The organism is Amorphus orientalis, from assembly GCF_030814015.1.
GTDB lineage: Bacteria > Pseudomonadota > Alphaproteobacteria > Rhizobiales > Amorphaceae > Amorphus > Amorphus orientalis.
Genome location: NZ_JAUSUL010000003.1, coordinates 226269 through 238126, shown reverse-complemented (window position 1 = coordinate 238126; position 11858 = coordinate 226269). Strand labels below are relative to the sequence as shown.

Here is an 11858-nt window from a genome sequence, read left to right as displayed (position 1 = left end):
GTCCCGGTCGCTTCGGTTCTCGCCTCTTGACCGGCCGGCGCGCCGTCGCGCGCTGGCAAGCAAATCCCAGGAAAAGTGGGAACCGGTTTTCCGTCTGGGATTTGCGAAGAAAAAGGCCGATCCCAGGAAAGTGGGAACCGGGTCTCCGTCGGGGCTCACCGCCCGAGCTGGCCGGGCAGCCAGGTGCCGAGCGCCGGGATCGCGACGACCAGCGCCAGCACGATCAGCTTGATGATCAGGAACGGCGTCACCGCGGCGTAGATCTGGCGCATGCGGATTTCCGGCGGCGAGACGCCTTGCATGACGAACAGGAGCAGCCCGAACGGCGGCGTCAGAAGCGCGATCTCCATGGTCAGCAGATAGACGACGCCGAGCACCAGCTCGTCGATGCCGACGGAGCGGGCAAGCGGGATGAAGACCGGGATCGTCACCATCAGCATGCTGATCTGGTCGACGAAACAGCCCAGGAACAGAAGGATCAGGATCATCCCGATCAGGATGTAAAGGGCGGAGAGGTCCAGCCCTTCGATCATCCGGATCAGGCCGCCCGTGGCGCCGGAGAAAGACAGGATCTGGCTGAAGGTCTGGCTGGCCGCGATGATGAACAGGATCATCACGGACAGCTTGACGGTCTCCATCACGGCGGTGACGAGGGCGCCGGCGCTCATGGAGCGGTAGGCCAGTCCGGCGACGATCGCGGCGATGCAGCCGAGTGCGGCGGACTCGGTCGGGGTGGCGAGACCGGTCAGGAGGCTGCCGATGACGACGATGAAGATGCCGGAGAGCGGCAGGACGTAGATGGCGAACGGCGTCCAGCGTTCGCGCAGGCCCATGGACGGGGCATCGTCCCGCGGCGCGAGGTTCGGTCGCAGGGTCGCCAGGCCGACGATGAACAGGACGGCCAGGGCGGACAGGATGATGGCGGGCAGGATGCCGGCCACCAGAAGGCCTGCGATGGAGATGCCGGCGAGGGAACCGAGCAGCACCGCGAGCGCCGACGGCGGGATCAGCATCGCGATAGCGCCCGACGCCATGATCGGCCCCATCGCCAGCGTCGGATGGTAGCCGCGCTTGAGCATCGACGGCAGCAGCGTCGAGCCCAGCATCGCGGTGTTGGCGATCGTGGAGCCGGAGAGCGCGGCGAAGATGGTGCCGCCGAAGACGGTGACCACCGAAAGCCGGCCGGGCACGCGCGTGACGACCCGTTCGATGGCGTCAATCGCCCGGTGGGCGACCCTGGTCTGGAACAGGATCTCCCCCATCAGGATGAAGAGCGGGATGGGCGCGAGCGAGAAGGTCGAGACGGACTGGGTCGCGTTGCGCGCCATCTGGACCAGACCGTTCTCGCCGCCGAGGATGAAATAGGCGCCGGCAATGTTCACCGCGATGAAGGCGAAGGCGACCGGCAGTCCGATGGCCAGCAGCGCGACGAGGCTGCCCAGCATCAGAACGAGTGTGGTGGACCAATCCATCGCCTAGAGCCCGCTTGCCTGCCGCTCGGCCGCGGTTGTTCCGCTGACGGCGCGCCGTGCGAACTCCAGCGACAGGAGCGCGGCCGAAATCGTCGGCGCCATCAGGGGCCACCATTCCGGATAGACGAGAATGCCCCGCACCATCGAGCCGCGGTCGTAGCTGATCAGCACCGCCTGCAGCGCGCTCCAGAAGAAGACGGCGCAGAGCGCCATGCCCAGAAGGGCCACCGCCCGCGCAAGCACGCGGCGGCTCTCCAGGGGCAACTGGGAGGACAGAATGTCGACGGTGACGTGGGCGTTCCGGTTCAGAACCCAGGGCGCCGCCAGGAAGGTCGCCGCGACCATACCCGCCTCGATCAGGTCGACGAGGCCGCGGACCTGGGGCGCGTCGGCGGCGCGCAGGACGACGTTCACCGCGATCGCCAGCGCGATCGCCGAAAAGATCGCGCCCGCCAGATAGGCGAGCGCGGTGATCACCTTGTCGAAGACGCTCGAAAACAGTCGCATGAAGTTGGACAGAAGGTCAGGGGTTGTGAGGGGGTACACGGTCGCGCCCTGTGAACGGGCCGTGTCGCGGAAACTCCGGAGCCCGCCCGCTCGTGCGCGATGCGGACAGGCTCCGGTGCCAGATGACGGGAGGCGCTGGTGCGATGCCTAGTCGGTGAGGCAGGCGCGCAGCTTCTCCGCGTTTTCCGCATCAATCTTCTCGATGGCGGCCCAACCCTCTTCCTGGGCGGCGGTCAGCCACTTTTCGCGCTCTTCGCCTTCCAGGGTGATGGTCTCGATACCAGCCTGAGCCTGCTTCTCGCGCTCCTCGGCGTTGATCTGCTCGTTTTCGGCATTCCGGGTTTCGATCCACTTGATGCCGCGCTGGAGCAGGTACTTCTGCTCCTCGCCGAGTTCGTTCCAGGTGTCGAGGTTCATGATCAGGTCCACATCGACCTGATAGAAGCCCGGATCGACGCGGTATTTGGTCTGCTCATCCCAGCCGAGATCGAGCACGCCCTGGGCCGGCCAGCCGTAGCCATCGATCGTGCCGCGCTCGAGCGCGGTATAGACCTCGCCCGGCGCCGTGCGGACCAGATTGCCGCCGAGCGATTCGAACATCGCCTGATAGACCGGTGTGGTGCGGATCGTGAGGCCGCTCAGATCGGCGGAGTCGATCGGCTTGGTCAGGTAGAGATGGAACGGGATGCCGTCGCCGGTCCGGCCGAGATATTTGACGTTCATCGCTTCCTGATGAAGCTGGTCGACCAACTCGTAGCAGCCGTTCTCGCGCTGGTCCTGGATGGTGTTCGTGGCCAGCTTGAGCGCGTCGCCCTCCGGCAGGAGATTGGTGTAGAACGCGGCGGTCACGTTGGCGATGTCGATGACACCCGAGGACACGGCATTGCCCACCTCGAATGGCGGAACGGCTTCGGGGCCGCCGACCACGTTGATCTGCAGGACGCCTTCGCCGTTCTCGTTGATCCACTCGACGAACGCCTGGAAGGGCCGGTCGAACGTGGTGCCCGAGGCGAACGCGCTCGCGCCGCGCAGCGTCACTTCCTCGGCATGGGCCGAGAGCGCGGTGCCGGCCATGAGGGCCGCACAAACCAATACCCGCTTCATAGAGATCCTCCCGAGATCCGATTTCTTCTTGACGTTCCGCATGCTTGGGCGGAGCGGCTGGCTTTCCGGGGCACCGCCCGGAAAGTGCATCATTGTGCATATTACGCAGGAAGGTCGGGGAAGGAAATCGATAATTTTCTCAAATATCTACGGAATCCAGCGGTCTCGGGAGCCTGTTCCCGGACCCGGCCTGCGGACGACCGGCACAATGGTTCACCGTCGGGGTGCGGCAACAAAAAACGCGCCCGAACCGGGTTCGGGCGCGTCGTGTCGGGGAGGCTTTGGAGTGGCGTCGTCAGTGGGCGACGTTGCTCCAGATCTTGCGTTTGGTGAAGTAGAGCAGGGCGGCGAAGACCACCAGGAACAGCATCACCCGGAAGCCGATCTGCTTGCGCTCTTCCAGCTTCGGCTCGGCAGTCCACATCAGGAATGCTGCGACGTCGCGCGCGTACTGGTCGACGGTCTCCGGCGTGCCGTCGGTGTACTCGATCTGCCCGTCCGACAGCGGCGGCGGCATGGCGATCTGGTTACCGGCGAGGAAGGCCGTGTTGTAGTACATGCCCGGTGCCAGCTCGACGTCTTCCGGCGCCTCTTCGTAGTGGGTCAGAAGGGCGTGGACGTAGTCCGGACCGGCCTCCTGATACTGGGTGAAGGCGTCGAACACGAACCACGGGAAGCCGGCATGGGCCGCACGCGCCTTCGCGATCAGAGACAGGTCGGGCGGATAGGCGCCGCCATTGGCGAGCCGGGCCGTTTCCTCGTTGGGAAACGGCGGCGGGAAGTGGTCGGACGGCCGGGCGGGCCGCATGAACATCTCGCCGTCGTCGTTCGGGCCGTCCTCGACCTGATAGCCGGCGGCAATCTCCCGGACGGCCGCCTCCGGGAAGTCGGGGCCGGTCGCCGCGCCGAGGGTGCGGATGGCCACGTACTGCAGCGAATGGCAGGCCGAGCACGACTGCTGGTAGATCTTGAAGCCGCGCTGGAGCTGGGCCGGATCGTACTGTCCGAAGGGACCGGAGAACGACCAGCGCTCCTTCGGGATGTGCGGTGCCTCTCCGGCGGCCATGGCCGTCGGTGCGGTGAGGACCGCACCGAGAAGGCCGGCGGCGAGGAATGCGGCGGACCGGAGACTCATTTTCTTCTTCCGTGTCAAAAGCATATCCGGCTCACCCTTTGTCCGCAGGCGCCGCCGTCGAGCCGGCGGGGTGGGCACTGCCGCCACCCTGCTTGCCCAGGACCGATTCGGAGATCGAGGCAGGCAGCGGCGTGGTCCGCTCCACCATCCCGAGCAAGGGCAGGATGATGATGAAGTAGGCGAAGTAGTAGGCCATTCCGATCCGGGCCAGGATCACGTAGATGCCCTCGGCCGGCTGGGCACCGAGCCAGCCCAGCAGGATGCACACGAGAACGAAGACCCAGAAGAACGGACGGAACATCGGCCGGAAGGCGCCGGACCGGACCTTGGAGGTGTCGAGCCAGGGCAGCACGAACAGGATGGCGATCGCGCCGAACATGGCGATCACGCCGCCGAGCTTGGACGGCACGGCGCGCAGGATCGCGTAGAACGGCAGGAAGTACCATTCCGGAACGATGTGCGCCGGGGTCACCAGCGGGTTGGCCTCGATGTAGTTGTCCGCGTGACCCAGATAGTTCGGGATGTAGAACAGGAACCACGCGAAGAAGATGCAGAACACCACCATCGCGAACATGTCCTTGACGGTGATGTAGGGGTGGAACGGAACCGTGTCCTGCCCCGACTTCACGGACACGCCGGTCGGATTGTTGTTGCCCGGGACGTGCAGCGCCCAGATGTGGAGGATCACGACGCCGAGGATCATGAAGGGCAGCAGGTAGTGGAGGGCGAAGAACCGGTTCAGCGTCGGGTTGGCGACGGAGAACCCGCCCCACAGCCACTGCACGATCGATTCACCCACCAGCGGGATCGCCGAGAACAGGTTGGTGATCACCGTCGCGCCCCAGAAGGACATCTGGCCCCAGGGCAGCACGTAGCCCATGAAGGCGGTCGCCATCATCAGAAGGAAGATGACCACGCCGAGCATCCAGAGGATCTCGCGGGGCGCCTTGTAGGAGCCGTAGTAGAGGCCGCGGAAAATGTGGATGTAGACGGCGATGAAGAACATCGATGCGCCGTTGGCGTGCATGTAGCGCAGCAGCCAGCCGAAGTTCACGTCGCGCATGATCTTCTCGACCGATGCGAACGCGAGCTGCGTGTCTGCGACATAGTGCATCGCCAGCACGACGCCGGTGAGGATCTGCACCACCAGCATCATCATCAGGATGGCGCCGAAGGTCCAGAAATAGTTGAGATTGCGCGGCGTCGGGAAGTCGATCGCCTGCGCATTCATCAAGGTGAGGATGGGGAGCCGCGAGTCGAGCCACTTCGCGAACTTTCCCTGAGGCTGATAGGTCGAGTGTCCGGACATTCCGAGTTTCCCTTGACGCCCGTCAACCGATCCGAATCACGGTGTCGGCGGTGAATTGGTAGGTCGGGATCGGCAGGTTGGTCGGGGCCGGACCGCTGCGAATACGGCCAGCGGTGTCGTAGACCGAGCCGTGACAGGGGCAGAACCAGCCGTTGAACGAACCTGCTTCGCCGATCGGTACGCAGCCCAGATGGGTGCAGATGCCCACCATGATCAGCCAGGCTTCCTTGTCGGGAGCGCCGCGGTTCTCGTCCGTTGCCGGAGCATCGCCCTGCAGGTTCTCATTGCGCGCAACCGGATCCTTGAGGTCGGACAGCGGCGTTTCCTTCGCCGCATTGACCTCTTCCTCGGTGCGATAGCGCACGAAAACGGGCTTGCCGCGCCAGCTGACCGTGATCGATTGGCCGGGCGACATCGAGGACACGTTGACTTCCGTCGTCGCCAGCGCGAGCGCGGCAGCGTCCGGGTTCATTTGATCGATGAAGGGCCAGGCAACCGCGGCAACGCCCACCGCGCCAAACGCTCCGGTGGCCAGATAAAGAAAGTCGCGGCGGTTCGGCTCCGACGAATCCATGCTCGCCAAGGTCGGCTCCTCTAGATGCCGAGAATGATGATCTCAGTTTCTCGCGGGACCAGCTCGGTCTGGCACTTTCGACAGCCAGGGAGACGGTCGAAGGGGGCACCGCCCCGAGCCCACGAACGGCTCTTTTAGAACCGCTTGCGTTTTTGCACCCCTTCATGCGGATGTCCAGTGTCGAGCCGACGCATTGGACGGTTTGTCGCAAAACCGACAAAGTGCGCGAGATCGCCGAAAACGCCATTCCCCTTGAGGTCCGATGCCGATCCGCGTCGCGCTCTACCAGCCCGATATTCCCCAGAACACCGGCACCATCCTCCGGACCGCGGCGTGCCTCGGCTTTGTGGTCGACCTGATCGAGCCCGCCGGCTTCTCGCTCACGGACCGGGCCCTCACCCGGGCCGGGCTCGACTACATCGAGCGGGCCGGGCTCGTGCGTCATGCCTCCTGGGACCAATTTGTCGCAGCGCGTCACGATGTCGGAGGCCGACTGCTGCTGCTCACCACCCGCGCCGAGACCCGGCACGTCGATTTCGGGTTCCGGGACGGCGACACGCTTCTGTTCGGTCGGGAATCGGCGGGCGCGCCGGAAGCGGTGCACGCGGCGGCCGACCACCGGCTCCGGATCCCGATGGTCGACGGCGTTCGGTCGTTGAACCTTGCAGTCGCGGTGGGGCTCGTCGCCGGCGAGGCGCTCCGCCAGACCGGCGGCTTCGCCCCGGCCTGAACCGGAAGGACAAGGCGGGCGGCCTCCGTGTCGGCCACGCATGAGCCGCCTCACCCGGTGGCCGGGCACGGTCCGATTTCATCGAATTCGGCTGGTAGGCCGCTACCGTCGCCGGTAGAGTTGGGCAGCTGGGATATGACAGATGGCAGGGGGACGGCAGCATGATCCTTCAGGGGGCGCGGTGAAGAGCGCAAGCGCGGGCTGGCCGCAGCTCATCCTGGTGAACGGCCCGTCCAGCGCCGGCAAGTCGACGCTCTGCCGGGCGCTTCAGAGTGCCATCGAGCATCCCTACCTGGTGGTCGGCTTCGACGACTTCATCTTCATGTCCGCACCGCGCTACTATCTCGGCGCCGATACCGGCCGGCAGGAGGAGCGCGACCGGTTCACCGCGCTCGGGGTCGAAATGGTCACGACCTCGCCGCCCGGCGCGCCGCTGTCCGTGAGCGCCCGCTTCGGCCCGGTGTTCCGCAACCTGATCGACGGCATGGCACCGGCGGTCCGGGCCCTGGTCGACGCCGGGAATTCCGTCATCTTCGACCATGTCCTGCACGACCGGGAGATGTACGAGAGCTTCCGCGCCGCCACCGCGGGGCTTGAGGTGTTCACGGTGGGCGTCACCTGTCCTCTGCCGGTGCTGGAAGCCCGCGAGCAGGCGCGCGGCGACCGCGTGCTCGGCCGCGCCCGCGGGCTCAACGACGTGGTCCATGGCTTCTGTGCCTACGACGTGACGGTGGACACGGCCGCGCTCTCGCCCGACGCCTGTGTCGCGCAGATCCTGCGGGCGCTGCCGGCCGCGGCCGCCTGATCCCGATCAGACCGTGTCGATCTGATCGGGACCATCCCGGTTACGGGCCCAGGACCTGGGCAGGGTCCTGCTCGATCTCCCCCAGGAACCCGCCGGATTGGCGCGCCCAGAGCCGTGCATAGATGCCGTTCCTGGCGATCAGCTCGGCGTGGGTGCCGGTCTCCACGATGCGCCCGGCATCCATCACGACAAGCCGGTCCATGCGCGCGATGGTGGACAGCCGGTGAGCGATCGCGATCACCGTCTTGTCCTGCATCAGGGACTCCAGATCCTCCTGGATCGCCGACTCGATCTCCGAATCGAGCGCGGATGTCGCCTCGTCCAGGATCAGGATCGGCGCGTTCTTCAGAAGCACGCGCGCGATCGCGATGCGCTGGCGCTGGCCGCCGGAGAGCTTGACGCCGCGCTCTCCGACATGGGCGTCCAGCCCGGTGCGGCCGCTGAGGTCGACCAGATCCGGCACGAACCCGTCGGCGTGGGCCTGGCGCAACGCCGCCCAGATCGCGGCGTCGTCGGCGTCCGGACGGCCATAGCGGACATTGTCGCGCACCGAGCGATGCAGGAGCGAGGTGTCCTGGGTCACCATGCCGATCGCCGCCCGCAGGCTCTCCTGGGAAACGGCCGCGATGTCCTGGCCGTCGACGAGGATCCGTCCGGCTTCGACGTCGTGGAAACGCAGCAGCAGGTTCACCAGCGTGGACTTGCCCGCGCCGGAGCGCCCGACCAGGCCGACCCGTTCGCCGGGAGCGACCGTGAGGTCCAGCCGGTCGATCACGCCGCGGTCCTGGCCGTAATGGAACGACACGCCCTCGTAGCGGATCTCGCCCTCGGGCACCGCCAGGCGCTTGCTGTCCGCCCGGTCGACGACCGAGTAGGGCCGGGCGATCGAGCCCATGCCTTCGGTCACCGTGCCCAGGTTCTCGAAGATCCCGGTGGTCACCCACATGATCCAGCCGGACATGGCATTGATCCGCATGACCAGTCCGGCGGCCAGTGCGATCGCACCGATGGTGACCGCGCCGCCGTGCCAGAGCCACAGCGCGATGCCCAGCGTGCCGGCGATGAGCAGCCCGTTGATGATCACCAGAGCGATGTTCATGCCGGTCACGTAGCGCATCGCCCGCCGGAACTTGGCGGTGTGGTCGACGACCGCTTCCCGGGCGTAGGCATCCTCGCGCTCGGCATGGGCGAAGAGCTTCACCGTCATGATGTTGGTGTAGCTGTCGACGACCCGGCCGGTCAGCATGGAGCGGGCCTCCGACATGATAGTGGCCTGCCGCTTCACTCGGGGGACGAAGTAGCCGAGCACGCCGACATAGGCCGCGATCCAGAAAAGGAGCGGCACCGTCAGCCAGACGTCGGCCTGGGCGAACAGGAAAAGCGCGCTGCCGGTATAGACCGTCACGTACCAGATCGCGTCGATCAGGCTGACGACGGCTTCGCGGAGCGACGGGCCGGTCTGGATGATCCGGTTGGCGAGCCGGCCCGCAAAGTCGTTCTGGAAGAAGGACAGGCTCTGGCGCAGGACGTAGCGGTGGGTCTGCCAGCGGACGAGATTGGTCAGTCCGGGCTCGACCGCCTGGTGGACCAGCATCAGGTGAAGCGTCGCCGCGAGCGGGCGCACCACGACGGCCACCAGCCCCATCCACAGGAGCGTGGTGCCGTGGACCGCAAACAGGTCACCCGGCGGAGTGTCGGCCAGCATGTCGACGATACGGCCGATGAAGTCGAACAGGCTGACCTCGATCAGAGCGACCACGCCGGCGACCACCAGAAGGACGGCGATGACCTTCCACGACTGGCGCACGAAATGCCAGACGAACGCACCCAGCTGGGCGGGCGGCTGGCCTTCCGGCCCGGGGGCAAGGGGGTCGACGAGGGACTCGAAACGGGAGAACATGGCAAAGCTCCGGCAGACGGCGGCGAACGTTGGGAACGCGCCTGTTTGCGAAGCTTCTCGGTTACGCGCCCGGCGTCCGCGTGAACGGTGGCCGGGACGGTGCGATCCGTAATCTGCGCAAGCGGCGCGTCAGCAGTGGCGCATGACGCGATTTGGCATTGGGTCCTCCAGCGAGATCCGCGCACCCTTGAAGTCCGCGAAGAGCTGACCTGGTGAGCGGGGAGGTCTTCATACTCCAGAAGACGGATGAATGGCGTTTGAAATACCGTTCGACGGCCAGGAATCTCGTGCCTGTTGCCCATCGGCAACGTCGGCGGCCGGTCCCTTACCTGCAGAGCCCGACCCGTGGCGCGCGTGTCGATTGACATCGATTGGTGCCACGGGTGGGCTGCGGGGATTATGGTGCCTGCAGGTCAGCGGTCACGACCGCGGCCAATTGGGCTTCCTGCATTCCAGGTGTGCTACATCGCCTCGCGTCGGCGGGTTCGGGAAATGGGGGAAGGGACATGTCACCGGACGACAATCCACTGCGCAGAAAACTGTCCGCCCGGGCGCCGTTGACGGCGCACGAGGAGCAGGCGCTCTTTGACCTTTGGGTCCGCACCATGACTTTCGGAGCCCGGCGCGACATTGTCCGCGAAGGGGAGAGCGCGGGCTCCTGCGGCCTGCTCCTGTCCGGCCTTGCCTGCCGCTATTCGATGACCTCGGACGGCAAGCGTCAGATCACCAGCTTCATCGTCCCCGGCGACATCTACGACATCCAGAGCTTCCTGCTGGAGACGATGGACCACTCGATCGCCAGCATCTCGCCCTGCGAAATCGCGATCATTCCTCACGACACGCTGTTGGCGATCACCAAGTCATCCCAGCGGATCAGCCTTGCGATCTGGAAGGAGTCCCTGGCGGAAGCGGCGATCTTCCGTCAGTGGATCGTCAATCTCGGCCGGCGCAGCGCCTATCACAGGATCGCGCACATCATGTGCGAGATGTTCGCGCGCCATCGCATGGTCGGCCTGACCGACGGGTCGCGTGTCGCCTGGCCGATCACCCAGGCGGAGCTGGGCGATGCAACCGGACTGTCGGTGGTGCACGTGAACCGGTCGCTGCAGGCGCTGCGCGCGGAGGGGCTGATCACCCTGTCGAACGGCACGCTCGAGATCCAGGATTGGGCGCGGCTGAGCCAGGTGGGCCAGTTCGACGGCCGTTATCTGTAGGCGCTGCCGGACCGTCAGGACGAAACTCTTCCGGTCCGGTCGCGTTGGCCGGATCGCGGGCGAAGGCCCGACCCACCCCAGGACCTCGGCAGAAGGCGAAACGGAACCTCATCATGGAAACGATCGAAATCGGCCAATCGGATCTCAAGTCATCCCGCGTGGGTCTCGGCACCTGGGCGATCGGTGGCTGGCAATGGGGCGGAACCGACGAGGCGCAGTCGATCGCAACCATCCGCGCGGCGGTGGAGCGCGGCATCACGCTGGTCGACACCGCGCCCGTCTACGGGTTCGGCACGTCGGAAGAGCTTGTCGGCAAGGCGCTCGCCGAGGGTGGCCTGCGCGACAAGATCGTGCTGGCCACCAAGGTCGGGCTCGACTGGACCGACGGCGACGGCGTGAAGCGCAATTCGAAGCCGGAGCGTCTGCGGGCGGAGCTCGAGGATTCGCTGCGCCGGCTGCAGACCGACACGATCGATCTCTATCAGATCCACTGGCCGGACCACCGGACCCCGCTGGAAGAGACCGCGGCGACGCTCGAAACCTTCCGCAAAGAGGGCAAGATCCGGGCGATCGGCGTGTCGAATTTCTCCCCGGCCCAGATGGACACGTTCCGCTCCGCCTGCCGGCTCGATGCCGTCCAGCCGCCCTACAATCTCTTCGAGCGCGAGATGGAGGCCGACGTCCTGCCCTACGCCAAGGACAGCGGGCTGACGCTACTGACCTACGGGGCGCTCTGCCGCGGGCTTCTGTCCGGCAAGATGAGCAAGGATCGGACCTTCGAAGGCGACGATCTGCGCCAGACCGATCCGAAGTTCCAGTCGCCGCGCTTCGAGGCCTATCTGGAGGCGGTCTCCGAACTGGACCGCCTCGCCCGGGAGCGGTTCGACCGGTCGGTCCTGGCGCTGGCCGTGCGCTGGGTGCTGGATCAGGGTCCGACGATCGCCTTGTGGGGCGCGCGCCGTCCCGATCAGCTCGACGCCGTGGGCGACATCGACGGCTGGCGGCTCGACGATCCGACCAAGGCGGAGATCGAGGCGATCCTCGCCCGCTGCGTCCCCGATCAGCTCGCCCCGGACTTCATGGCGCCGCCGGAATAGGCCGATCGGAC

General features: G+C 66.1%; 11 protein-coding genes. 4 read left to right on the top strand and 7 right to left on the bottom strand.

Going from position 1 to position 11858, the window contains the following annotated elements:
* Window positions 1–155 precede the first annotated feature (155 nt).
* The 6 genes from J2S73_RS15530 to petA form a co-directional block, all read right to left on the bottom strand.
* Window positions 156–1472: a TRAP transporter large permease gene (locus J2S73_RS15530; RefSeq protein ID WP_306886530.1), complete on the bottom strand. Its 1317-nt coding sequence runs from the start codon at window positions 1470–1472 to the stop codon at window positions 156–158.
* 3 nt (window positions 1473–1475) lie between these two features.
* Window positions 1476–2018 (bottom strand): TRAP transporter small permease, encoded by a 543-nt coding sequence (locus tag J2S73_RS15525; protein WP_306886529.1) that lies wholly within the window; start codon window positions 2016–2018, stop codon window positions 1476–1478.
* 108 nt (window positions 2019–2126) lie between these two features.
* Window positions 2127–3083, bottom strand: a complete 957-nt coding sequence (dctP, locus tag J2S73_RS15520; protein ID WP_306886528.1) for a TRAP transporter substrate-binding protein DctP — start codon at window positions 3081–3083, stop codon at window positions 2127–2129.
* Between the two features lie 295 nt (window positions 3084–3378).
* On the bottom strand, window positions 3379–4218 hold the full coding sequence (locus J2S73_RS15515) for a cytochrome c1 (RefSeq protein WP_370874443.1): 840 nt from the start codon (window positions 4216–4218) through the stop codon (window positions 3379–3381).
* A gap of 31 nt (window positions 4219–4249) precedes the next feature.
* Window positions 4250–5527 (bottom strand): cytochrome b, encoded by a 1278-nt coding sequence (locus J2S73_RS15510; RefSeq protein ID WP_306886527.1) that lies wholly within the window; start codon window positions 5525–5527, stop codon window positions 4250–4252.
* Window positions 5528–5549: 22 nt separating this feature from the next.
* Complete coding sequence (gene petA / locus J2S73_RS15505; protein WP_306886813.1) at window positions 5550–6101, bottom strand: ubiquinol-cytochrome c reductase iron-sulfur subunit; 552 nt, start codon at window positions 6099–6101, stop codon at window positions 5550–5552.
* A 262-nt stretch (window positions 6102–6363) separates the two neighbouring features.
* Between petA and J2S73_RS15500 the strand changes: the two genes are divergently transcribed.
* Both J2S73_RS15500 and J2S73_RS15495 read left to right on the top strand, forming a co-directional pair.
* Window positions 6364–6831, top strand: coding sequence for a tRNA (cytidine(34)-2'-O)-methyltransferase (locus J2S73_RS15500; RefSeq protein WP_306886526.1), 468 nt, complete (start codon window positions 6364–6366; stop codon window positions 6829–6831).
* A gap of 181 nt (window positions 6832–7012) precedes the next feature.
* Complete coding sequence (locus J2S73_RS15495; RefSeq protein WP_306886525.1) at window positions 7013–7636, top strand: chloramphenicol phosphotransferase CPT family protein; 624 nt, start codon at window positions 7013–7015, stop codon at window positions 7634–7636.
* A gap of 40 nt (window positions 7637–7676) precedes the next feature.
* Here J2S73_RS15495 and J2S73_RS15490 read toward each other — a convergent pair whose 3' ends face one another.
* Window positions 7677–9536: an ABC transporter ATP-binding protein gene (locus J2S73_RS15490; RefSeq protein ID WP_306886524.1), complete on the bottom strand. Its 1860-nt coding sequence runs from the start codon at window positions 9534–9536 to the stop codon at window positions 7677–7679.
* A gap of 506 nt (window positions 9537–10042) precedes the next feature.
* Between J2S73_RS15490 and J2S73_RS15485 the strand changes: the two genes are divergently transcribed.
* Window positions 10043–10750 carry a Crp/Fnr family transcriptional regulator gene (locus J2S73_RS15485; protein ID WP_306886523.1) on the top strand — a complete coding sequence of 236 codons (708 nt, stop codon included), beginning with the start codon at window positions 10043–10045 and terminating at the stop codon, window positions 10748–10750.
* A 113-nt stretch (window positions 10751–10863) separates the two neighbouring features.
* The gene (locus tag J2S73_RS15480; protein ID WP_306886522.1) at window positions 10864–11847 is read left to right on the top strand and encodes an aldo/keto reductase; all 984 of its coding nucleotides are present in this window, start codon (window positions 10864–10866) and stop codon (window positions 11845–11847) included.
* Window positions 11848–11858 lie beyond the last annotated feature (11 nt).

Bases quoted from the DNA above. Each gene is read 5' to 3' on its own strand.
- J2S73_RS15530 (WP_306886530.1), bottom strand. From the start codon at position 1,472: ATGGATTGGTCCACCACACTCGTTCTGATGCTGGGCAGCCTCGTCGCG.
- dctP (WP_306886528.1), bottom strand. From the start codon at position 3,083: ATGAAGCGGGTATTGGTTTGTGCGGCCCTCATGGCCGGCACCGCGCTC.
- J2S73_RS15515 (WP_370874443.1), bottom strand. From the start codon at position 4,218: ATGAGTCTCCGGTCCGCCGCATTCCTCGCCGCCGGCCTTCTCGGTGCG.
- J2S73_RS15510 (WP_306886527.1), bottom strand. From the start codon at position 5,527: ATGTCCGGACACTCGACCTATCAGCCTCAGGGAAAGTTCGCGAAGTGG.
- petA (WP_306886813.1), bottom strand. From the start codon at position 6,101: ATGGATTCGTCGGAGCCGAACCGCCGCGACTTTCTTTATCTGGCCACC.
- J2S73_RS15500 (WP_306886526.1), top strand. From the start codon at position 6,364: ATGCCGATCCGCGTCGCGCTCTACCAGCCCGATATTCCCCAGAACACC.
- J2S73_RS15490 (WP_306886524.1), bottom strand. From the start codon at position 9,536: ATGTTCTCCCGTTTCGAGTCCCTCGTCGACCCCCTTGCCCCCGGGCCG.
- J2S73_RS15485 (WP_306886523.1), top strand. From the start codon at position 10,043: ATGTCACCGGACGACAATCCACTGCGCAGAAAACTGTCCGCCCGGGCG.
- J2S73_RS15480 (WP_306886522.1), top strand. From the start codon at position 10,864: ATGGAAACGATCGAAATCGGCCAATCGGATCTCAAGTCATCCCGCGTG.